Below are 21,639 nucleotides of genomic sequence, written 5' to 3'. Positions count from 1 at the left end.
TCTACATCGCCCTGGCTACGGCCATCGTCACCATCCGCAGCCTGATACGACGAGCATGGTTCACCCACCGCTGGGACACACGCCCCCACAGCCCCCGCATCCGATGACCTACTGGCGGACGCTCTTAAAACTGCTTGGCCGCGAGGCCGTGCCGGTTCGAGTCCGGCTCCGGGCACCAGCTCCTCCCTGCTCTTCGCACCCCTGCACCGCACCCCTTCGCACCACCTCTGCGCACCGCGCGGGCAGCTGCCCGCGCGGTGCCGACGGCTGTCCGCATCCGGGGCCGGGAACGGGTCCGCAGGCCACGGCGTTTCCTTTACCAACGCATTACCATTGGCGCTGCGGGCGGTGTGGCACCGCCCTGGGAGGAAAAGCATGAGGAGCAGCAACCCGGTCTTCTCGCGGGACGGGTCCTTCACCCGCCGGACCGGCGGCAGCGGCGGCGCCGGGTACGCGGGCTTCGGCGCGGCGCCGCAGTCGGGCGCCCGGTACGGCAGCCCGTACGACCGGCCGGTCGGCGCCGAGGAGTTGGAGGAGCTGTACCGTGCGCCGTCGGCCGGCCCGGCCGCGACCGGCCGGATGACGATGGACGACGTGGTCGCCAGCACCGCGCTGACGCTGCTCACCGTGGTCGCGGCCGGTGCCGTCGCGTGGTTCGCGCTGCCGACGGCCGATTACGGGATCGCGCTGGGGGCCGCGCTGGCGGCCTTCGTGGTCGGCCTGGTGGTGAGCTTCCGACGCAGCGTCAATCCGGCCCTGGTGCTGCTCTACGCGGGCCTGGAGGGGTTCTTCCTCGGTGCGGTCACGAAGCTCTTCAACGAGCTGTGGCCGGGCATCGCGATCCAGGCCGTGCTCGGCACGGCGGCCGTCTTCGCCGGCATGCTGATCGCGTACCGGAGCGGCCGGATCCGGGTCACCGCGCGGTCCACCCGGATCGGACTGGCCGTCGCGGTCGGCTTTCTGCTGCTGATGGCGGTCAACCTGATCGCGACGGCGTTCGGCGCCTCGATGGGCCTGAACTCCGGGCCGCTCGGCGTGCTGGTCGGCCTGGTCGGGATCGGGCTCGGCGCGTTCTTCCTGTCGCTGGACTTCGCGGCGGTGGAGGAGGCGATCCGCGGCGGTGCGCCGCGCCGGGAGTCCTGGCGGGCGGCGTTCGGGCTGACGCTCTCGCTGGTCTGGATCTACCTGGAGATGCTGCGGCTGATCGCGATCCTGCGCGGCGACGACTGAGCCGCTGGACGGCCTGCCCGGGCAGCGGAGCCCGCGGCGGCGCGGCGATAGGCTCGCGCCATGGCTGAACTGTCTTCCCTGGTGGACCCCTCTTCCTTGGTGGAACGCGTCGAGGAGCTGGCGGATCGTTTCCGCGCGATGCCGCAGAGCAAGCTGCTCGGCGGCGTTCCCGGCCACGCCTCGCGGGCGGCGGCCGGGCTGGCGCTGGCCCGCCGACTGGCCGGGCAGGCGCAGCTGTTGGAGGAGGGGCCGCAGGCCGTGATCCGCGAGATCCCCGAGGCCGGGGTGTTCGCGGTCGGCGACCAGCTGGTGGTGGCCGTCCACGACCTCGCGGCCGCGCTGGTTCTCGCCACGCCGGCCGGGCGGCGGGCGGCTGCCGCACCCGGGGCCGAAGACGCGGACACCGCCGCGGCCGGCCTCCTGGCGGAGATGACCACGGCGGTGTCCGCCGTCGCGAAGCTCTGTTCCTGAGCTGTCTTCCTGAGTTGTCTTCCTGAGCCGCTGTTCCCCAACCCCCAGCTCCCCGACCCCGCAGCTCAGGGGCTCTGACGAGCCGGCGTCAGATGCTCGCCACCACGCGGTCGGCCAGCACGTAGACGACCTCCTCGTCGGTCGAGAAGGAGAGCGAGTACGAGCCGGAGAACCGCGAGCCACCGAGCAGTCGCACGTCCTCGTCGGCCCGGACCGCGTCGATCAGGCGGTAGGCGGCCTCGCGGTCGCCGGGGGCCACGCAGAGCGTGGTGCCGTCGGCGAACGCGTAGACGTCCAGCGTGCCGAGCGGGCCCGGGCGGACGTCGGTCAGCGCGATCCGGTCCTCGGCGAGTGCGGTGAGCCGGGCGTCGGTCCACTCGCGGGACGGGGTCTGGCTCGGCACGAAGTCGGGGTGCGAGGGGTGGCGGCGCGGGTCCGGCGCGGCGGCCGGGGCCTCGGCCGGAGCGGCGGCCTGGTCCGGGTCGAGCAGGCCCGCCTCCAGAGCGGTGGCGAGCAGGTCGGCCTCGCGCGGGGCCCGGTGGTTCTCACCGACGCCGGCCGGTTCGCCGGGGGCGCCGGCGCCGCCGGTACCGCCCGCGGCCGGGTGCCCGCCGGCCTGCGGACCGGCGTGCGGACCGGTCAGCGGACCGCTCTCGGTGATCATCTCCTCCAGCGCCGCGCGCAGCGCCTCGCCGAACTCCGGGTCCATCGTGCCCGCGCTGTCGGCGGCGTCCTCCGGGCCGGTCGGCCGGGGGAAGAAGACCGGCCAGCCGTCGGCCGGGCCCAGGCTCGCCAGGCCGCTCAGATCGAGACCGCCCAGCTCCGACTCGGGGAACGGGCCGGCGAACGGCGTGTCCAGCAGCGTCTCGTCCTCGGCGGCCCGGGCCTCCTGCTCGGCCCAGAACGCGCGCGCCTCGCTGATCTCCCGCTCGCGGTCGGCGGCCAGCGCCTCGGTCACCGCGCGCCGTATCGCGTCCTCGTCCACGGGTGCCGTGGCGGGTGGGGCGGTGCGCAGTTCGGCGACCCGGCGGGAGAGGCCGCGTACATGGAACAGCACGGCTGACGACACGGCGATCAGGATCAGCAGAAGCGGGATGTACACGGCGCTCACGGAACGTACTCCTTGCGCGGAGTGGAACAGGGGAACATCTCCACAGTGCCGTATGGGTGGGTGGTGCTGCAGAGGAAGATGTCCGAAATGCCGGTGATGTTCCTCATTGTCCAAAAATCTAAAGGTGTGCTTGTTGTACGCTGCGCAGTTGACTGGTTTCACCATGTGGTCAAAATGCGTCCGAAGCGAATATTTGAGGGCCGGATCGCACCCTGGGTGTGATCCGGCCCTCAATTACGCTCAGTGACGCCAAACGGGTGACTCCCCGTTTGAACGGGCCCGGGGCCTGACGGCAGACCCGGGGCCCACCGCCTCAGCTCAGGCGCTCGATCACCATCGCCATGCCCTGGCCGCCGCCCACGCACATGGTCTCCAGGCCGAACTGCTTGTCGTGCCACTGCAGCGAGTTGATCAGCGTGGTGGTGATCCGGGCGCCGGTCATGCCGAACGGGTGGCCGATCGCGATCGCGCCGCCGTTCACGTTCAGCTTGTCCTCGTCGATGCCCAGGTCCCGGTAGGACGGGATCACCTGGGCCGCGAAGGCCTCGTTGATCTCGACCAGGTCGATGTCGCCGATGCTCAGCCCGGCCCGCTTGAGCGCCTGGCGGGAGGCCTCCACCGGGCCGTAGCCCATGATCTCGGGGGAGAGCGCGGAGACGCCGGTGGAGACGACCCGGGCCAGCGGCGTGATGCCGAGCTCACGGGCCTTGGTGTCGGACATGATCACCAGCGCGGCGGCGCCGTCGTTCAGCGGGCAGCAGTTGCCGGCCGTGACCGTGCCGTCCGGGCGGAAGACCGGCTTGAGGCCCTGCACGCCCTCCAGCGTGACGCCGGCGCGCGGGCCGTCGTCGGCCGAGACGACGGTGCCGTCCGGCGTGGTGACCGGGGTGATCTCGCGCTGCCAGAAGCCGGCCTTGATCGCGGCCTCGGCGAGGTTCTGCGAGCGCACGCCGAACGCGTCCTGGTCGGCCCGGGTGACGCCCTTGAGTGCGGCCAGGTTCTCGGCGGTCTGGCCCATCGCGATGTAGGCGTCCGGCAGCAGGCCGTCCTCGCGCGGGTCGTGCCACTCGCCGCCGCCCTTCGCGGCCCGCTCGGCGGTGCGCGCGATCGCGTCGTCGAAGAGCGGGTTGGTGGTGCCCGGCATGCCGTCCGAGGTGCCGTTGACCGAGCGCGAGACGGTCTCCACGCCGGCCGAGATGAAGACGTCGCCCTCGCCCGCCTTGATCGCGTGCAGCGCCATCCGGGTGGTCTGCAGCGAGGAGGAGCAGTACCGGGTGATGGTGGTGCCGGGCAGGTAGTCCATGCCCATCTGGACGGCGATGATCCGGGCCAGGTTGTGGCCCTGCTCGCCGCCGGGCAGGCCGCAGCCGAGCATCAGGTCGTCGATCTGGCGCGGGTCCAGCTGCGGCACCTTGGCCAGTGCGGCGCCGATGATCTGCGCCGTCAGGTCGTCCGGGCGGACGTCCTTCAGTGACCCCTTGAAGGCCCGGCCGATCGGCGAACGGGCGGCGCTGACGATGACGGCTTCGGGCATGACGGCTCCTCGGTAGTGTCCGGCTGCTACGCAGAGGAAAGTTACTCCCAAGTAGCGCGTGCGTCACCTGTGGTCGCGTGTGAGCTCGCCGACTCGCCCCCGGCAGCCGCCGGCTCGCCCGGCGCTCCCGGCAGTCCGAGCCGCAACCGGTGCTTGACCAGCGCCCACCGGCCGCCGCCGGCGCCGGCCGTCGCGGAGGTGACCTCGGTGCCGGACTGCCCGGCCGCGTGCGCCGCCGCGACCGCCATCGGCAGCATCGCCTCGCGGCGGGCCGGCGGCTCCTGCTCGGCCGCCTCCGGCCAGAGCCCGATCACCGCGCAGAGCGAGGGCAGCACGGCCATCGCGGCCGTCGCGTAGCCCTGCGCGGACGGGTGGAACCGGTCCGAGGCGAACATCTCCGGCCGGGCCGCGAACTCCGGCCCGAGCAGCGAGCCGAGCGAGACGGTCCGCCCGCCGGCCTCCACCACCGCTATGGTCTGCGCCGCCGCGAGCTGGCGGCTGGCCCGCCGGGCCAGCCAGCGCAGCGGCGGGCGCACCGGCTTGATGGTGCCCAGATCCGGGCAGGTGCCGACCACCACCTCGCAGCCGAGCGCGCGCAGGTCGCGGACCGCGTCGCCGAGCTGGCGGACGGCCTGCGCGGCCGGCGTGTGCCCGGTGACGTCATTGGCCCCGATGATCACCACCGCGATGTCCGGCCGGGCCGCCACCGCGAGCCGCACCTGGCGCGCCAGGTCGGTCGAGCGGGCTCCGGAGACCGCCACGTTCACCAGCTGCACCCGCCGCTCGGCGACCGAGGCGAGTCCGGCGGCCAGCAGCGCCCCCGGCGTCTCCCGGCTGCGCCGCACGCCGAGCCCGGCAGCCGTCGAGTCGCCGAGGAAGGCCAGCACCAGCGGCTCCTGGTCCTCGGCCGCCGGATCGGCGAAGCCGTCCCCGTAGATGCCGTCGGCCTTCGGCGGCGCGCCGTCCAGGATTCCGACCGCGCGGACCGCGAGCCGGCTCTCGGTGATCAGCACGCCGGCCAGGCCCACCCCGAGCAGGCCGAGCCCGCCGCCGCCGTACGCCGCCGCTGTGGCGATCCGCCGGGCCGCTCGTGCCCTCGACTGCTGCGCCCCTGGCATCCGGCTGCCCCCTTCGCGTTCATCCGGTCTCCCGCAGGCTGCGGGCCCGTTCCACAGCGTCCATACCAGCGTGCATACCCCTTGACACCTTTGCGCTATCGGGAGGCGTAGGCCATCCGGAGCCATAGGCTGGGGCCACCGAGGAACACCAAGGCCACAGACCGGGAGGACCCCCGTGCGGTACCACAATTCGATCATCGAGCTGGTCGGAAACACACCACTGGTGAAGCTGACCAAGGTCACCGAGGGGATTTCCGCCACGGTGCTGGCCAAGGTCGAGTACTTCAACCCCGGCGGCTCGGTCAAGGACCGCATCGCGATGCGGATGATCGAGGCGGCCGAGGCCTCCGGCGCACTCAAGCCGGGCGGCACCATCGTCGAGCCCACCTCGGGCAACACCGGCGTCGGGCTCGCCATCGTGGCCCAGCAGAAGGGCTACAAGTGCATCTTCGTCTGTCCGGACAAGGTCTCGACTGACAAGATCAACACGCTGCGGGCCTACGGCGCCGAGGTCGTGGTCTGCCCGACCGCGGTCGCGCCCGAGCACCCGGACTCGTACTACAACGTCTCCGACCGCCTGGTCCGGGAGACCCCGAACGCCTGGAAGCCGGACCAGTACTCCAACCCGGAGAACCCCGCCTCGCACTACCACTCGACCGGTCCCGAGCTCTGGGAGCAGACCGAGGGCCGGATCACCCACTTCGTCGCGGGTGTCGGCACCGGCGGCACCATCTCCGGCACCGGCCGCTACCTGAAGGACGCCTCCGCGGGCAAGGTCCAGGTCATCGGCGCCGACCCGGAGGGCTCGGTCTACTCCGGCGGCACCGGCCGCCCGTACCTGGTCGAGGGCGTCGGCGAGGACTTCTGGCCGACCGCCTACGACCGCACGGTGGCCGACGAGATCGTCGCGGTCTCCGACAAGGACTCGTTCCGGATGACCCGCCGCCTCGCCAAGGAGGAGGGCCTGCTGGTCGGCGGCTCCTGCGGGATGGCCGTGGTGGCCGCGCTGGAGGTCGCCAAGCGGCTCGGCCCGGACGACGTGGTCGTCGTGCTGCTGCCGGACGGCGGCCGCGGCTACCTGTCGAAGATCTTCAACGACGACTGGATGGCCGACTACGGCTTCCTGCCGACCGCCGAGGACGAGGCGCACATCGGCGAGGTGCTGGCCCGCAAGGACGCGCTGGAGCACGAGGGCATCCCGCAGTTCGTCCACATGCACCCGAGCGAGACGGTCGGCGAGGCGGTGCAGGTGCTGCGCGACTTCGGCGTCTCGCAGATGCCGGTGGTCTCGCCCGGCGCCGGGCACCCGGACATCATGGCCGGCGAGGTGATCGGCTCGGTCGCCGAGCGCGACCTGCTCTCGGCGCTGTTCACCGGGCGGGCGCAGCTCACCGACCGGCTGGAGCAGCACATGTCGCGCCCGCTGCCGGTGGTCGGCTCCGGTGAGTCGGTGACCGGTCTGATGACCGTGCTGGAGCAGCACGACGCGGCCGTGGTGCTGGTGGAGGGCAAGCCGCAGGGCATCGTCACCCGCCAGGACCTGCTCGCCTTCATGGCCGGCCGGGTCGCGCACTGACGGGTCATGTGCTGAGGAGCCGCGCCCTGAGGGGCTGCGCACTGAGGGACCCCGCGCTGACAGATCCTCAGAGGTTGGTACACCCACGTCACGTGCCCGCATCACCTGGTTAACAACGGTCGGGCACTGTAGTGGTCACGGCAAGACGCCGAGCGAGACGGCAGCGGTGACCGGGAGCGGCTCCCCGGGCGCCGGAACCGTCTGGGACACAGGAGGCCGGCCTTGACCCGGCCCGGTGTCTCCCTCCGGATCCTCACGGGCCGGAGGGGCCCCACGTGGGGGCCGCCGTCGTCCCGCCCCTGTGCCGGCTCAGGCCGGTGCTCAGGGTGCGGCGGCACCCACGGCACCTCGCGCCCCTGGTGGCGCGGCTCCGCAGCTCCCGGGTGGGGGAGCCGGGCGGAGCGGGCAGGGCCGGTCCCGGATCACCGGGGCCGGCCCTTCGCCTGTCGTCGGCCCTTCGCCTGTCGTCGCCGTTGGGTCAGGTCGCTTTTGTCGCCTACCCTCGGCAGCATGACCAGCACCGAGATCAGCGCCGAAGCTTCCGACGCTCCCCGCTACGTCCGCCTCAGCATCGAGCTGATCGCGGAGATCACCGACGAGAACGCCCTGAAGGCCGCCGCCCTGGCCCAGGTCGCCGATGACGAGTACCTGGACGACGAGGAGCGCGCCCAGTCCGTCGAGGCGATCGAGGTGGACCCCTCGGGTTCGCTCGCCCACTTCATCGACCCGGTCGCGCTGCTCGGCGACGTGCCCGGCATCGAGCTGGCCCAGGCCACCTGGGAGTCGGCGCAGACCGAGTTCGACCCCGAAGAGGACAGCTACGAATTCGAGATCGAGTAGGGGCTTCGGCTCTTCGGCTCTTCTGCTCTTCGCAGTACCGCATACCGCCCGCCGCTTGTCGGTTGGGCGGTATGTCCATTTTTGGCACTATCTTTCATCATCTCGTACGATCTGAATCCCTTCGGGGGGAACCCGTTCGCCCGGAAAAGCGTCGCTATATCCGATTTGATACAGCGAAGCCGACAGCAGGGAGACGAGATCGTGACGGCACAGCACGAGCAGCGGCGGCGCGGTGCGGGCGGCAGCATCGGTGGCAGTGGCAGCGGCGGCACCCTGGGCCGGCGCGGCGTGCTCGCCGGCCTGCTGGGCGCCCCGATCCTGTTCGTCGCGGCCTGCAACGGCGGTGGCGGCGGTGGCGGCGGCAAGGGCGCCAGTGACACCGCCACCGCCGACGGCACGGGCGGTCCGGCTGCCGGCGCCACCCCGACGCCGAAGGCCTCCGCCGCCCGAATAACCGTCAGCCCGGCCGACGGCAGCACCGGCGCCCCGTTCAACGCCCCGGTCACCGTCACCGTGGCCGCCGGCACGCTCGGCGCGGTCACCGTCACCGACGCCGCCGGGCAGCAGATCGCCGGCCGGCTCGCGCCCGACGCGCTGAGCTGGACCAGCACTGCACCACTGAGCAGCGGCACCGCCTACACCGTCACGACCGAGGCCGTCGACCGGGACAAGCTGCCGGCGCACGCGGCGGCCTCGTTCCGCACCGCGAGCCCCGCCGCCACCTTCGTCGGCTACTTCACGCCGGAGGACGGCTCCACGGTCGGCGTCGGGATGCCCGTCTCGATCACCTTCAGCAAGCCGGTCACCAACCGCAAGGCCGTCCAGCAGGCGATCAGTGTGGTCGCAGACCCGGGCGTCGAGGTCGCCGGTCACTGGTACTCCAGCACCCGGCTGGACTTCCGCCCGCAGCAGTACTGGGCGGCGGGCACCAAGGTGACGCTGAAGCTGCGGCTGAAGGACGTCGAGGGCGCGAGCGGCGTCTTCGGCACCCAGAACAAGGACGTCGGCTTCACCATCGGCCGGGCCCAGACTTCGGTGGTCGACCTCGCTGCCGGCACCCTCACCGTGACGACCGACGGCCGGACCGGCGCGGTCTACAAGGTGATCGGCGGATCGCCCCAACACCGCACCTGGGCAGGCAAGATGGTGATCTTCGAGCGCTTCCAGCAGACCAGGATGGACTCGTCCACGGTCGGCCTCGGCGACGAGTACGACATCGCGGACGTGCCGCACGCGCAGCGGCTGACCGCCTCCGGCACGTTCATCCATGGCAACTACTGGTCGCCCGCCTCGGCCTACGGCCACGCCAACCTGAGCCACGGCTGCATCGCGCTGCGCGACGTCAAGGGCGCCGGCGACCCGGGCACGGACGGCGCGAGGTTCTACGCGGGCTCGATGGTCGGCGACGTCGTCGAGGTGGTCAACTCCGGTGACCGCACGGTGGATCCGGCCAACGGCCTGAGCGACTGGAACCTGTCCTGGGCGGACTGGAAGGCCGGCAGCGCCTTCTAGGCTTGAGTCTCCACTGAGGGGAGGCCGCAAGGTGGCGGACATGGACGGCGACACCCGTGACACTCACGAAACCCTGCGCACGATCGGCGAACTGGCCCGGCTGACCGGCCTGTCGGTCAAGACGATCCGGTTCTGGTCCGACGCGGGCGTGGTGCCGCCGACCGACCGAACCCCCGCCGGCTACCGGCTCTACGGCACCGATGCCCTCGCCCGCCTCGACCTGGTGCGCACGCTGCGCGAGCTCGGCGTCGACCTCGCCACGATCCAGCGCGTGCTGGACCGCGAGGTCACCGTCGCCGAGGTCGCGACCGCGCACGCCGAGGCACTGGACGTGCAGATCCGCACGCTCCGGCTGCGCCGGGCCGTACTGCGGGCCGTGGCCCGGCGGGGATCCACCCCGGAGGAGATGGAACTCATGCACAAGCTCGCCAAGCTCACCGACCAGGAACGCCGCCGCCTGATCAACGACTTCATCGACGAGGCCTTCGAAGGGCTCGACGTCGGCCCCGAGTTCGTGGCCAAGATGCGCGGTGCGATGCCCGAACTGCCCGACGACCCGACCCCGCAGCAGGCCGACGCCTGGGTCGAGTTGGCCGAACTCGTGCAGGACCCGGACTTCCGCGCCGGGATCCGGCGGGCCGCCGCCTACCAGGCGCAGGAGCGCGCATCGGGCGTGCAGACCGGCACCGGGGCCGACCGGGCGGTGGTGGACCTGGTGCTGCTGCGCACCGGCGAGGCGCGCGGCGCGGGCGTCGAGCCCGCCGCACCGGCCGCCCGGCCGGTCCTGGACGAGCTGGCCGGCGCGTTCGCCGAGCTGTTCCAGCGCGAGGACGGCCCGGAGTTCCGCGGCTGGCTGCTGGAGCGGATGGTGACCGGCAACGACCCGCGCTACGAGCGGTACTGGCAGCTGATCGGGGTGATCAACGGCTGGCCGGCGGCGCCGAGCCTGGCACCGGCCTTCGACTGGCTGATCGCCGCCCTGCGGGCGGGCGGGCCGGCCGCTTGATCGCCACTGACCGCCACTGACCACCGCTGATCGCCACGTCCGAATAGCGCCAGCCGGTCCGCTCGCCGAGCGGCAGGCTGGCGCTATGACCACTTCGCTTTCCGTGCAGACCTACGAGATCCGCCCGATCGCCCCCGAGGTGCTGGCCGAGCTGCGCCGCCTCGACGACTCCGGCCACCGGCCGCGCCCGGTCCGCGCCACCACCGGCGGTGACCCGCTGCGCTGCTGCCTCGCGAAGTCCCACCCGGGTGAGGCGCTGCTGCTGCTCGGCTACGCCCCGCTGCGCCGCTGGGCCGCCGAGACCGGCGCCGACCCGGGCCCGTACGACGAGACCGGCCCGGTCTTCGTCCACGCCGACCCGGCCGACTGCCCGGGCGCCGGCCCCGACTACCCCGTCGCGATGCACGGCAGCGAGCGCGTCTTCCGCGCCTACCACCGCGAGGGCCACATCCTGCGCGGCGTCCTGGTCGCCGAACCCGGCTTCGACCTGGCCGACGAGGTGCTCGCGGCCCTGTTCAGCGACCCCGAGGTCGCGATCGTGCACGTCCGTGCACTGGGCTTCGGCTGCTTCCAGCACGAGGTACGCCGGGCGGGGTGAGGCTTGTCGTCCCGACTCGGCAGACGTACAGTTTCTTGTACGTCGATGGGAGGAAGCCCGTGAGGATAATGAGCTACTCCGAGTCCCGCGCGAAGTATGCCGAGACCCTCGACTCCGTCGCCAACGACCGCGAGGAGGTCGTGATCACCCGAGCCGGCCACGAGCCGGTGGTGATCGTCTCGCTCGCCGACTACGAGTCGTTGAAGGAGACCGCCTACCTGCTCCGGAGTCCGGAGAACGCGCGGCGGCTGGTCACGGCCATCGAGCGCCTGGAGTCAGGTGGCGGGGTCCAGCGCGAGCTCGCCGAATGAAACTCGTCTGGGACGAGCTCGCCTGGGGCGACTACGTCTGGTGGCAGACCGAGGACCGGAAGGTCCTCAAGCGCATCAACGAGTTGATCAAGGACATCGGGCGCAACGGCAACGAGGGGATCGGCAAGCCGGAACCGCTCAAGCACGGGTTCCAGGGCTACTGGTCGCGTCGTATCACCGACGAGCACCGGCTGGTCTACAAGATCGCGGCCGACGAGATCCGCATCGCGGCCTGCCGCTACCACTACGGCAAGTAGCGGCAGCGGCGGCGGCAGGCCGGGTGCTACGTCACCCGTTCGTCCTCGCGACGCCGATCGGGCAGCTGGCGCCGGTGCCGCCGAGGCCGCAGTAGCCGTTCGGGTTCTTGGCGTCGGAGAGGTACTGCTGGTGGTACGGCTCGGCCGGGTAGAACGGGCCGGCGGGGGCGATCTCGGTGGTGATCTCGCCCAGGCCGATCGCCGACAGGTTCGGCTGGAACGCGGTCCGGGAGGCCTCGGCGGTGGCGAGCTGGGCGGCGGAGTGGGTGTAGACGGCGGAGCGGTACTGGGTGCCGACGTCGTTGCCCTGGCGGAAGCCCTGGGTCGGGTCGTGCGCCTCCCAGAACGTCTTCAGCAGCGTCTCGTACGAGATCAGCGCGGGGTCGTAGACGACCCGGACCGCCTCGGTGTGCCCGGTCCGGCCGCTGCACACCTCCTCGTACGTCGGGTTCGGGGTGTGGCCGCCCTGGTAGCCGACCAGCGTGGTCCAGACGCCGGGCAGGCGCCAGAACGTGCGCTCGGCGCCCCAGAAGCAGCCGAGGCCGAAGTCGGCGATCTCCAGGCCGGCGGGGTAGGGGCCGGCCAGCGGGTGGCCGAGCACGGTGTGCGGCTCGGTCAGCGTGAAGGCGGCGGCCGCGCGGCCGGGCAGCGCGGCGTCGGAGGAAACGAGCTCGGTCTTGGCGCGGTGGAAGAGCATGACCAGCACAACGCGCGGCTGGGTTCGTGGATTCCTGACGGGTATTACGCTCGGCGTTATGACTGAGCACGAGCACCCTCAGGGCTTCGAGACCCTCGCCATCCACGCGGGGCAGGAAGCAGACCCCCGGACCGGGGCCGTCGTCCCTCCCATTTACCAGGTGTCCACCTACAAGCAGGACGGTGTTGGCGGCCTGCGCGGCGGCTACGAGTACAGCCGCTCCGCGAACCCGACGCGCACCGCGCTGGAGGAGTGCCTGGCGGCACTGGAGGGCGGGCAGCGAGGCCTGGCCTTCGCCTCCGGCCTGGCCGCCGAGGACACCCTGCTGCGCACCATCCTGCAGCCGGGCGATCACATCGTGATCCCGAACGACGCGTACGGCGGCACCTTCCGGCTCTTCCACAAGGTGCTCAGCCGGTGGGGCGTGCAGTACGACGTCGCCGACACCCAGCACCCGGAGAACGTGCGGGCGGCGCTGAAGCCGAACACCAAGGCGGTCTGGGTCGAGACCCCGAGCAACCCGATGCTCGGCATCACCGACATCGCCGCCGTCGCGCAGATCGCGCACGAGGCGGGTGCGCTGCTCGTCGTGGACAACACCTTCGCCAGCCCGTACCTCCAGCAGCCGCTGGCGCTCGGCGCGGACGTGGTCGTGCACTCGACCACCAAGTACATGGGCGGGCACTCGGACGTGGTCGGCGGCGCGCTGGTCGCCGCCGACGCCGGCCTCGGCGAGGAGCTGGCCTACCACCAGAACGCGATGGGCGCGGTCTCCGGCCCGTTCGACGCCTGGCTGGTGCTGCGCGGGATCAAGACGCTGGGGGTCCGGATGGACCGTCACACCGCCAACGCCGAGCAGATCGTGGCGCTGCTGGCCCGGCACCCGAAGGTCACCGAGATCTTCTACCCGGGTCTGGCCTCGCACGCCAACCACGAGGTGGCCGCGAAGCAGATGAAGGCCTTCGGCGGCATGGTCTCGTTCCGGGTGGCCGGCGGCGAGCAGGCGGCGGTCGAGGTCTGCAACCGGGCGAAGCTGTTCACGCTCGGTGAGTCGCTGGGCGGCGTGGAGTCGCTGATCGAGCACCCGGGCCGGATGACGCACGCCTCGGTCGCGGGCTCGCTGCTGGAGGTGCCCGCCGACCTGGTGCGCGTCTCGGTCGGCATCGAGTCGGCCGACGACCTGGTTGCCGACCTGGCCCAGGCGCTCGACTGATCGAGCCGTCCTGCAGTGCCGCTGAAGTGCTGCTGCAGTGCCGCTGCGGTGGCGCTGAAGTGAGACGGGGCGCTCCGGTCCACCGGAGCGCCCTACGCTTGGCCCCATGCAGAGCCAGAGCTGGCCGATCACCCTTGACGACGTCCGTGGCGCGCAGAAGATGCTCGCCGGGATCGCCCGGGTCACGCCGATGGAGACCAGCCGCCACCTCTCGGCGCTGATCGGCGCGCCGGTCCACCTCAAGTGCGAGAACCTGCAGCGCACCGGGTCGTTCAAGCTGCGCGGCGCGTACGTGCGGATCGCCGGGCTCTCCCCGGTGCAGCGGGCCGGCGGGGTGGTCGCCGCCAGTGCCGGCAACCACGCGCAGGGCGTCGCGCTGGCGGCCGCGCTGCTCGGCGTGCGCTCCACCGTCTTCATGCCGCGCGCCGCACCGCTGCCCAAGGTCGCGGCCACCCGGGACTACGGCGCCGAGGTCCGGCTGCACGGCGCGACGGTGGACGAGGCGCTGGAGGCGGCGCAGCGGTTCGCCGAGCAGAGCGGGGCGGTCTTCATCCACCCCTTCGACCACTGGGACGTCGTGACCGGGCAGGCCACCGTCGGGCTGGAGATCCTGGAGCAGTGCCCCGAGGTGCGCACCATCCTGGTCGGGGTCGGCGGTGGCGGGCTGCTGGCGGGGATCGCGGCCGCCGTGAAACCGCTGCGCCCGGACGTCCGGGTGATCGGCGTGCAGGCGGCCGGCGCCGCCGCGTACGTCCCCTCGCTGGCGGCCGGGCGGCCGGTGTCGCTGCCGTCCTTCCACACCATGGCCGACGGGATCATGGTCGGCCGGCCCGGGGACATCCCGTTCGAGCTGGTCAACACGCTCGCCGACGGGGTGCGCACGGTGACCGAGGACTCGCTGTCGCGGGCCCTGCTGCTCGGCCTGGAGCGGCTCAAGCTGGTGGTCGAGCCGGCCGGTGCGAGCCCGATCGCGGCGCTGCTGGAGCATCCGCCGGAGAGCTTCGAGGGCCCGGTGGTCGCGGTGCTCTCCGGTGGCAACATCGACCCGCAGCTGATGCAGCGGGTGCTGCGGCACGGCCTGGCGGCCGCCGGGCGCTACCTCTCGCTGCGGATCCGGCTGACCGACCGCCCCGGCGCGCTGGCCACGCTGCTCGGCGTGCTCTCGGCGGCGGACGCCAACGTGCTGGACGTCGCGCACGTGCGGACCGATCCCGCGCTCGGGCTGGCCGAGGTCGAGGTGGACCTGCACCTGGAGACCAAGGGGCCGGAGCACTGCCTGGCGGTGGTCGGGGAGTTGGGCGAGGCGGGGTACGTGGTGTCGCGCTAGGGCTTGTCGCCCTGGGTTCACGTAATTCCAGTGGCTGGCCGGCGCGAATGAGGACAGAGTGGGAGCTGCGAAGTGTCCTGATTCCGTTCGCATTCGACCCCGGGAGATGAGGCAGGCCCATGCCGCCAGCCATCCAAGCCGAGAACCTGGTCAAGACGTTCGGCGACGTCAGAGCTCTGGACGGGGTGAGCCTGGACGTCCCCGAGGGCACGGTGCTGGGGCTGCTCGGCCCGAACGGCGCCGGCAAGACCACCACCGTGCGGGTGCTGACCACGCTGCTGCGCCCGGACTCGGGCAGCGCCGTGGTCGCCGGAGTGGACGTGCTGAAGCACCCGAACCGGGTGCGCAGCCTGATCGGTCTGTCCGGTCAGTACGCGGCGGTGGACGAGTACCTGACGGGCCGTGAGAATCTCCAAATGGTCGGCGAGCTCTACCAGATGAGCCCGCGGGACGCCAAGGCGCGGGCCCGCGAGCTGCTGGAGTGGTTCAACCTGACCGAGGCCGCCGACCGCACCGCCAAGACGTACTCCGGTGGCATGCGGCGCCGGCTCGACCTGGCCGCCGCGCTGGTCGTCCGCCCGCCGGTGATGTTCCTGGACGAGCCGACCACCGGCCTCGACCCGCGCAACCGGCTCGCGCTCTGGGAGGTCATCGAGACGCTGGTCGAGCAGGGCACCACGCTGCTGCTCACCACGCAGTACCTGGAGGAGGCGGACCGGCTCGCGCACGACATCGCCGTGGTGGACCACGGCAAGGTGATCGCGCGCGGCACCGCCGACCAGCTCAAGGCGCAGATCGGCGGCGAGCGGGTCGAGGTCGTGGTGCAGGACCGCGAGCTGATCGCGTCCGCCGTCGAGGCGCTGAAGGCGTACGCCGTCGGCGAGCCGAGCGTGGAGAAGAACACCCGCAAGATCACCATCCCGGTCTCCGGCGGCGCCAAGGTGCTGGCGGACGTGATCCGGGAGCTGGACGCGCGGGAGATCGAGATCGACGACATAGGCCTGCGCAGGCCGACCCTGGACGACGTCTTCCTGTCGCTGACCGGCCACGCCACCTTCGACGAGAACGGCTCGGGGGACGGCGCCGGCCCGGGCGCAGGCGAGGACGCGGACCCGGACGCCGATGCGAAGAGCGCGAAGAGCGCGAAGAAGGGGGCTGCCCGATGAGCGCCGGCACCGCTACCGAGCACGCGATCGGCGCCGCGGTACCGCGCCAGCGACACGGGATCGCCGCGACCGTGCACGACTCCTGGGTCGTGGCCAAGCGCAATCTGCGCCGGATGACCCGGATCCCCGAGATCGTCGTCTTCGGGCTGATGCAGCCCGTGATGTTCGTGCTGCTCTTCTCGTACGTGATGGGCGGCGCGATCAAGATCCCGGGCGCCGGGTCCAGCTCGTCCGTCTACACGCAGTTCCTGATGGCGGGCATCTTCGCGCAGACCGTCACCTTCGCGGTGGCGGGTGCCTCGGCGGGGATCGCGGAGGACATGACCAAGGGGCTGGTCGACCGGTTCCGCTCGCTGCCGATGACCCGCTCGGCCGTGCTGGTCGGGCGGACCGTCGCCGACCTGGTGCAGACCGCGTTCACGCTGCTGGTGCTCGCCCTGGTCGCGCTGGCGGTGGGCTGGCGGATCCACAACGGCGTCCCCAAGGCGCTCGGGGCGTTCCTGCTGCTCCTGCTGCTCGGCTACGCGTTCTCCTGGATCGGCGCGCTGATCGGGCTCTCGGTGCGCAGTCCGGAGGCGGCCACCTCGGCCGGGCTGATCTGGCTCTTCCCGCTGACCTTCATCTCCAACGCGTTCGTGCCGGTCAGCAGCATGCCGGGCTGGCTGCAGGGGATCGCGTACTGGAACCCGTTCAGCTCGACGGTGCAGGCCTGCCGCAGCCTGTTCGGCAACCAGGTCGGGCCGGTCGCGGACGTCTGGCCGATGCAGCACGCGGTGCTGGCCTCGGTGGGCTCCTCGCTGATCGTGATGGCGGTCTTCTCCTGGCTGTCGGTGCGCAAGTACCGGTCGGCCGTCGGGTAGCTCGTACGGCCGGGTGAGACGGACGGGGCCCCGGTGACGCCTGGTGCCGTGCCGGTCAGTCCTCGTACGGCTTGACCTCGAGGATCCGGACGCTGGCCTTCTTGCCGTTCGGCAGCTCGTACTGCGCGTCCTCGCCGATCTTGCGGCCGTCGATCGCGCGGCCGAGCGGCGACTGCGGCGAGTACACGTCGAGGCTGCCGTCGGCCACCTCGCGGGAGCCGAGCAGGAAGACCATCTTGTCGTCGGCGTCGCCGTCGAACGCCACGGTCACCACCATGCCGGGGGCCACCACGCCGGAGTCCTCGGGGGCCTCGCCGACCTTGGCGCGCTCGAGCAGCTGGGTGAGCTGGCGGATCCGCAGCTCCATCTTGCCCTGCTCCTCGCGGGCGGCGTGGTAGCCGGCGTTCTCCTTGAGGTCACCCTCCTCGCGCGCGGCCTCGATCTTCTGCGTGATCTCGGCGCGCATGGGGCCGGTCAGGTTCGCCAGCTCGTCCTTGAGCTTGTCATAGCCGGACTGAGTGAGCCAGGTCACGTTCTCGCTGGTCTGGGTCACAGGGGGCTCCTCGTCGGTGCTGGGTGCTGCAGAGGGTGGGTCACTGCTGGTCATCAAAGCTGGACATCAAAGAAATGCCCGCAACCGAGCCGTCCGGCGCGGGAGGGGCGAAACCACGAGCCTAACAATGTCCGGCCGTGGACGGGAGTCTCGTTGGTGGCGCGTTAACGGCCCGTTTGATGAGGACTGCCCGCTCAGCGGCCCGGTCATGCCTGCGGAGCTCGGCCGGGCGGGTGGCGAACGGCTGCCCGAACGGGTTACTTCGTGGGCGTACAGCCCAGCAGCTCGGCCGTGGTGCCGAGGGCGGTGGTGTGGATCGTGACGATCTTGATGAAGCTGCTGCCCGCGGTCGGCACCTGGACGTCCAGCTGGCCGACCACCGAGCCGTCGGCGGCCTGCGAGCGGATCGTGCAGACGCCGCCGGTGCCGGAGTCCTTGGTGACCGAGAGCTCCGCCTGCACCTCGCTGGCCGAGACGGGCTGGAAGGTCGGGACGGTGCCGTTCAGCTTGGTCTCGCGCAGCAGGTACGAGCCGCCGAGCCAGGCGATCAGGCCGATCACCACGGCCGCGCACGCGGCACCGATGATCTTGAGCCGGCGGTCCGCCTCGCGGTCGGTGCGGCCGCCGTAGCGCCCCTCGGGGAGCGTACGGGTCTCGGCGGGCGTGCTGCCGGTGGCGGTCATCGCTGGATCAGTCCTTCCCGAAAGGCCGCCGCGGTGGCTGTGCCGGTCCGCCCGCTGGAGCGGGGAATGCGCGGGCCTTCCAGTCCGTCACTATAGGGGGACGATGCTGTGCCCATGCTGAGCCCTGACATTCCCGGAAGGAACCAGGCGTTGACTGAGCAGTTGCGACTGATGGCGGTGCACGCGCACCCGGACGACGAGTCCAGCAAGGGTGCCGCCACCATGGCCATGTACGTCGCCCAGGGCGTGGAGGTGCTGGTTGCGACCTGCACCGGCGGGGAGCGCGGCTCTGTGCTCAACCCGAAGCTCCAGGGCGACCCGTTTATCGAGGCGAACATCCACCAGGTCCGCACCAAGGAGATGGACGCGGCGCGGGCGATCCTCGGTGTCGAGCAGGCCTGGCTCGGCTTCGTCGACTCCGGCCTGCCGGAGGGCGACCCACTGCCGCCGCTGCCCGAGGGCTGCTTCGCGCTGGAGGACCCGGAGGCGGCCGCCGAGCCACTGGTCCGGCTGATCCGCGAGTTCAAGCCGCAGGTGATCACCACCTACGACGAGAACGGCGGCTACCCGCACCCCGACCACATCATGACGCACAAGATCACCATGATCGCCTTCGACGCCGCCGGGGACCCGGACCGGTACCCGGAGTCGGGCGAGCCATGGCAGCCGTCGAAGCTCTACTACAACCACGGCTTCCCGATGGGCCGGATCCGCGCCCTGCACGCCTACCTCACCGAGAACGGGCAGGAGTCCCCGTACGGCGAGTGGATCGCGGGCTGGGAGAAGAGCGGCCGCAAGGAGCGCGAGATCACCACCCGGGTGGAGTGCGCCGACTGGTTCGAGACCCGGGACCGCGCGCTGATCGCGCACGCCACCCAGATCGACCCGGACGGCCCGTGGTTCCGGGTGCCGCTGGACATCCAGCGCGAGGTCTGGCCGACCGAGGACTACGAGCTGGCCCGCTCGCTGGTCGGCACCGACCTCCCGGAGGACGACCTGTTCGCCGGTCTGCGCGCGGCCAGCATGGCGGGCGACGCCGCGAAGTAGCCGCCGGTGTCGGCCCGGCTCCGTCCGGGCCGCACAACCGCTGGTGGGGCGGGTCGTGCGCGACACGCCCCACCCCGGGTCCCCGGTCCGAACGGAGCCGGGTCACCATGGGGGGATGAGCACTTCTGTGAACCTCACCCACGCCGCCGCCAGCCTGGCCCTGGACGAGAGCAAGGTCACCCCCGGCCTGCTGGGATTCGTCGTCTTCGCCGTCCTCGGCGTGGCCACCTGGTTCCTGCTGAAGTCGATGAACTCGCGGTTCAAGCGGATCGACTTCGCCGAGGAGCCCGAGAGCCCCAAGGAGTAGCGTCCCGGCGGGAGCTGAGTGAGCTACGCCATCCGGGGGTCCGTTTCGCATACTGGGCGGCTAAGCTGCGCGCCTGGGAACCGACGCTCGATTCGCTGACGTCCCGTACAGGAGCACGACCGAATCACCAGCATCGGCGCCCATCACGAGCGACTGATGCGGGTCCGGACGGCCACCGGGCTCGCGAAACCGGACAGGACGGTTGCGCGGCGCCTCAGGGTCCGGACTGGCGGACCGATGGCGGAATGAGGACAGGCGACGTGAGCGACATGCAGGCGGACACCCCCGGGCCCCGGCGGAGCGCTCGTGGCGCCGCGAACCAGGCCCCGGCGAGCGGTGGCCGGGCGGCGAACCGCGGCCGGGCCGCGGTGCCGGGCCCGCGCGACGCCGCGCCGGGTGGCCGGCGTGCCGCCAGTGCCGCGGGTGCCACCGGTTCGGCCTCGGGTCCGGTCACGGGTGGGCGGGCCGCGGCTCGCAAGGGCGCGAAGAAGCCGAAGCGCAAGGGTCTGCGGATCCTGGGCTACACGACGGCCGGTGCGGTGCTGCTGACCGCCGGCGTCGGCGGCTACTTCTACTCGGAGCTCTCCGGCAACATCAAGAGCTCGGCGCTGTTCGCCGGCACCAGCGGTGACGCGGGCCACGAGAAGCCGGACGCGTTCGGCCGCACGCCGATCAACATCATGATCATCGGATCGGACCAGCGCGACAATCCGCAGGACTGCCAGATCGGCGGTGACTGCGGTCCGGGCGCGAACGCGGACGTCGAGATGGTGATGCACGTCTCGGCCGACCGCAGCAACGCGACCGTGATGAGCATCCCGCGCGACGTCATGGCCGAACTGCCCGGCTGCGTGGACTCGGTGCACCACACCTCGATGAAGCCGCAGCGCGGCCAGATCAACAGCACCCTGGACTACGGCCCGGGCTGCACCGTGGCGGCCGTCCACCAGCTGACCGGCATACCCCTCGACCACTTCATGATGGTCGACTTCTCCGGCGTGGTGAAGATGTCGGACGCGATCGGCGGCGTGCCGATCTGCGTCTCCAACGACGTCTACGACCCGTACTCGCACCTGAAGCTGAAGAAGGGCACGCACACCCTCAAGGGCATGGCGGCGCTCCAGTTCGTCCGCACCCGGCACGGCTTCGGTGACGGCAGCGACCTGGGCCGCGCGGTCGCCCAGCACATGTTCATCGGCTCGATGGTCCGTCAGCTCAAGAGCGCCGGCACCCTGACCAACCCGGCCGCCGTCCTCGGGCTGGCGAACGCGGCCACCCAGGCGCTGACGGTGGACAACACCCTGAACAGCGTGCCGCAGCTGGTCGGCCTGGCCGATGACCTGAACAAGGTCAAGCCGGACCGGATCACCTTCACCACGATGCAGAACACCCCGGACACGCTCAAGGGCGAGGACGGACGCGTGCTGGTCGCGCCGGCTGCGAAGAACCTGTTCAACGCGATCATCAACGACCAGTCGCTGACCACCGACAGCGGCGACAAGTCCTCCGCGGCGGCCTCGGCCACCTCGACCAGCGACCCGAACGGCGGGGCCCCCGCCCCGGCCGCCCCGACCACGGCCGCCGCCGCACCCGCCGCGGGCGCCGGCGCCGGTGCGCCGAAGGCGGACATCGTGGTCCACGTCGAGAACGGCAGCGGCACCCCGGGCCGGGCCGGCGAGATCGCCACCGCGCTCAAGGCCGCCGGCTACAACCCGGGCACCGCCGCCGGCAACGCCACCGCCTCGGCCGCCACCAGCGAGGTCACCTACACCGCCGGCCGCCAAGCCGACGCGCAGGAGGTCGCCGCCTCGGTCGGCCTGCCCGCCAGCGCCGTCGTCCCCGGCCGCGGCACCGGCATCACGCTCGTCATCGGCAGCGACTGGACCAGCGGCACCACCTTCGGCGCCGCCGCTGCCGGATCGCCCGCCGCGGGCGGCTCCCCGGCCGCCCCCGCGCCGGTCAACACCCAGGCCGCGCTCAGCAACACCGACGCGCAGACCGCCAACGACGACAGCAAGTGCGCCCAGGTCAGCACCGACCGCACCGTCGAGCTCAACGGCGTCGGCATGAACCCGACCCAGGCCTACGCCAAGAGCCCCGACGTCCCCGACTCGGCGCAGTAGCAAGGCGATTCCGCACGCGGAACGACAGCACCGGGGTGGGCCGCTCGGCCCACCCCGGTGCTGTCGTTCTGTTCTGAGGAGTACTCAGGTGTTCTCAGG

22 protein-coding genes and 1 pseudogene are annotated in these 21,639 nt (G+C 71.8%); 17 read left to right on the top strand and 6 right to left on the bottom strand.

Going from position 1 to position 21,639, the window contains the following annotated elements:
* From AC060L_RS28320 to AC060L_RS28310, 3 genes and pseudogenes are all read left to right on the top strand, one after another.
* Nucleotides 1–107: pseudogene (locus tag AC060L_RS28320) on the top strand (IS5/IS1182 family transposase); the annotation flags it as partial.
* A 268-nt stretch (nucleotides 108–375) separates the two neighbouring features.
* Complete coding sequence (locus AC060L_RS28315; RefSeq protein WP_483801785.1) at nucleotides 376–1,230, top strand: Bax inhibitor-1/YccA family protein; 855 nt, start codon at nucleotides 376–378, stop codon at nucleotides 1,228–1,230.
* 60 nt (nucleotides 1,231–1,290) lie between these two features.
* Nucleotides 1,291–1,701 carry a hypothetical protein gene (locus tag AC060L_RS28310; RefSeq protein WP_483801784.1) on the top strand — a complete coding sequence of 137 codons (411 nt, stop codon included), beginning with the start codon at nucleotides 1,291–1,293 and terminating at the stop codon, nucleotides 1,699–1,701.
* An 88-nt stretch (nucleotides 1,702–1,789) separates the two neighbouring features.
* On the opposite strand, the gene AC060L_RS28305 is transcribed toward AC060L_RS28310, so the two are convergent.
* From AC060L_RS28305 to AC060L_RS28295, 3 genes are all read right to left on the bottom strand, one after another.
* A complete protein-coding gene (locus AC060L_RS28305; protein ID WP_483801783.1) occupies nucleotides 1,790–2,812 on the bottom strand; it encodes a hypothetical protein in 1,023 nt (340 codons plus the stop codon).
* Between the two features lie 313 nt (nucleotides 2,813–3,125).
* Complete coding sequence (locus AC060L_RS28300; protein WP_483801782.1) at nucleotides 3,126–4,346, bottom strand: acetyl-CoA C-acetyltransferase; 1,221 nt, start codon at nucleotides 4,344–4,346, stop codon at nucleotides 3,126–3,128.
* Nucleotides 4,347–4,387: 41 nt separating this feature from the next.
* Nucleotides 4,388–5,464, bottom strand: coding sequence for an SGNH/GDSL hydrolase family protein (locus AC060L_RS28295; RefSeq protein WP_483801781.1), 1,077 nt, complete (start codon nucleotides 5,462–5,464; stop codon nucleotides 4,388–4,390).
* Between the two features lie 175 nt (nucleotides 5,465–5,639).
* Here AC060L_RS28295 and AC060L_RS28290 point away from each other — a divergent pair, with 175 nt between their 5' ends.
* The 7 genes from AC060L_RS28290 to AC060L_RS28260 all read left to right on the top strand — a co-directional run bounded on the left by AC060L_RS28290 (nucleotide 5,640) and on the right by AC060L_RS28260 (nucleotide 11,564).
* Nucleotides 5,640–7,040 (top strand): cystathionine beta-synthase, encoded by a 1,401-nt coding sequence (locus tag AC060L_RS28290; protein ID WP_483801780.1) that lies wholly within the window; start codon nucleotides 5,640–5,642, stop codon nucleotides 7,038–7,040.
* Nucleotides 7,041–7,550: 510 nt separating this feature from the next.
* The gene (locus AC060L_RS28285) at nucleotides 7,551–7,880 is read left to right on the top strand and encodes a hypothetical protein (RefSeq protein WP_483801779.1); all 330 of its coding nucleotides are present in this window, start codon (nucleotides 7,551–7,553) and stop codon (nucleotides 7,878–7,880) included.
* A gap of 246 nt (nucleotides 7,881–8,126) precedes the next feature.
* A complete protein-coding gene (locus tag AC060L_RS28280) occupies nucleotides 8,127–9,392 on the top strand; it encodes a L,D-transpeptidase family protein (protein WP_483801791.1) in 1,266 nt (421 codons plus the stop codon).
* 40 nt (nucleotides 9,393–9,432) lie between these two features.
* On the top strand, nucleotides 9,433–10,398 hold the full coding sequence (locus tag AC060L_RS28275) for a helix-turn-helix domain-containing protein (protein ID WP_483801778.1): 966 nt from the start codon (nucleotides 9,433–9,435) through the stop codon (nucleotides 10,396–10,398).
* Nucleotides 10,399–10,483: 85 nt separating this feature from the next.
* A complete protein-coding gene (locus AC060L_RS28270) occupies nucleotides 10,484–10,996 on the top strand; it encodes a DUF1203 domain-containing protein (RefSeq protein WP_483801777.1) in 513 nt (170 codons plus the stop codon).
* Between the two features lie 59 nt (nucleotides 10,997–11,055).
* Entirely contained in the window at nucleotides 11,056–11,307 is a 252-nt protein-coding gene (locus AC060L_RS28265; RefSeq protein WP_483801776.1) for a type II toxin-antitoxin system Phd/YefM family antitoxin, read from the top strand.
* On the top strand, nucleotides 11,304–11,564 hold the full coding sequence (locus AC060L_RS28260) for a Txe/YoeB family addiction module toxin (RefSeq protein ID WP_483801775.1): 261 nt from the start codon (nucleotides 11,304–11,306) through the stop codon (nucleotides 11,562–11,564). Before AC060L_RS28265 ends, AC060L_RS28260 begins: the two co-directional genes overlap by 4 nt.
* A 31-nt stretch (nucleotides 11,565–11,595) precedes the next feature.
* On the opposite strand, the gene msrA is transcribed toward AC060L_RS28260, so the two are convergent.
* A complete protein-coding gene (gene msrA / locus AC060L_RS28255; RefSeq protein WP_483801774.1) occupies nucleotides 11,596–12,261 on the bottom strand; it encodes a peptide-methionine (S)-S-oxide reductase MsrA in 666 nt (221 codons plus the stop codon).
* 58 nt (nucleotides 12,262–12,319) lie between these two features.
* On the opposite strand from msrA, the gene AC060L_RS28250 reads away from it, so the two are divergent.
* The 4 genes from AC060L_RS28250 to AC060L_RS28235 all read left to right on the top strand — a co-directional run bounded on the left by AC060L_RS28250 (nucleotide 12,320) and on the right by AC060L_RS28235 (nucleotide 16,827).
* Nucleotides 12,320–13,474: a cystathionine gamma-synthase gene (locus AC060L_RS28250; RefSeq protein ID WP_483801773.1), complete on the top strand. Its 1,155-nt coding sequence runs from the start codon at nucleotides 12,320–12,322 to the stop codon at nucleotides 13,472–13,474.
* Nucleotides 13,475–13,580: 106 nt separating this feature from the next.
* On the top strand, nucleotides 13,581–14,801 hold the full coding sequence (gene ilvA / locus AC060L_RS28245) for a threonine ammonia-lyase (protein WP_483801772.1): 1,221 nt from the start codon (nucleotides 13,581–13,583) through the stop codon (nucleotides 14,799–14,801).
* Between the two features lie 119 nt (nucleotides 14,802–14,920).
* Nucleotides 14,921–15,967 carry an ATP-binding cassette domain-containing protein gene (locus AC060L_RS28240; RefSeq protein WP_483801771.1) on the top strand — a complete coding sequence of 349 codons (1,047 nt, stop codon included), beginning with the start codon at nucleotides 14,921–14,923 and terminating at the stop codon, nucleotides 15,965–15,967.
* Nucleotides 15,964–16,827, top strand: coding sequence for an ABC transporter permease (locus AC060L_RS28235; RefSeq protein ID WP_483801770.1), 864 nt, complete (start codon nucleotides 15,964–15,966; stop codon nucleotides 16,825–16,827). Before AC060L_RS28240 ends, AC060L_RS28235 begins: the two co-directional genes overlap by 4 nt.
* Before the next feature lie 55 nt (nucleotides 16,828–16,882).
* Here AC060L_RS28235 and greA read toward each other — a convergent pair whose 3' ends face one another.
* Both greA and AC060L_RS28225 read right to left on the bottom strand, forming a co-directional pair.
* A complete protein-coding gene (greA, locus tag AC060L_RS28230; protein ID WP_483801769.1) occupies nucleotides 16,883–17,380 on the bottom strand; it encodes a transcription elongation factor GreA in 498 nt (165 codons plus the stop codon).
* 257 nt (nucleotides 17,381–17,637) lie between these two features.
* Nucleotides 17,638–18,063: a DUF4307 domain-containing protein gene (locus tag AC060L_RS28225; protein WP_483801768.1), complete on the bottom strand. Its 426-nt coding sequence runs from the start codon at nucleotides 18,061–18,063 to the stop codon at nucleotides 17,638–17,640.
* Between the two features lie 150 nt (nucleotides 18,064–18,213).
* Between AC060L_RS28225 and mca the strand changes: the two genes are divergently transcribed.
* The 3 genes from mca (at nucleotide 18,214) to AC060L_RS28210 (ending at nucleotide 21,540) form a co-directional block, all read left to right on the top strand.
* Nucleotides 18,214–19,110: a mycothiol conjugate amidase Mca gene (mca, locus tag AC060L_RS28220; protein ID WP_483801767.1), complete on the top strand. Its 897-nt coding sequence runs from the start codon at nucleotides 18,214–18,216 to the stop codon at nucleotides 19,108–19,110.
* A gap of 115 nt (nucleotides 19,111–19,225) precedes the next feature.
* Entirely contained in the window at nucleotides 19,226–19,417 is a 192-nt protein-coding gene (locus AC060L_RS28215) for a hypothetical protein (protein ID WP_483801766.1), read from the top strand.
* Nucleotides 19,418–19,686: 269 nt separating this feature from the next.
* The gene (locus AC060L_RS28210) at nucleotides 19,687–21,540 is read left to right on the top strand and encodes an LCP family protein (RefSeq protein WP_483801790.1); all 1,854 of its coding nucleotides are present in this window, start codon (nucleotides 19,687–19,689) and stop codon (nucleotides 21,538–21,540) included.
* The last annotated feature ends 99 nt before the right edge of the window (nucleotides 21,541–21,639 follow it).

This window comes from Kitasatospora sp. NEAU-69, assembly GCF_057158765.1.
Note: the sequence above shows the minus strand (reverse complement) of the source record. Positions and strands in the feature narration are given on the sequence as shown.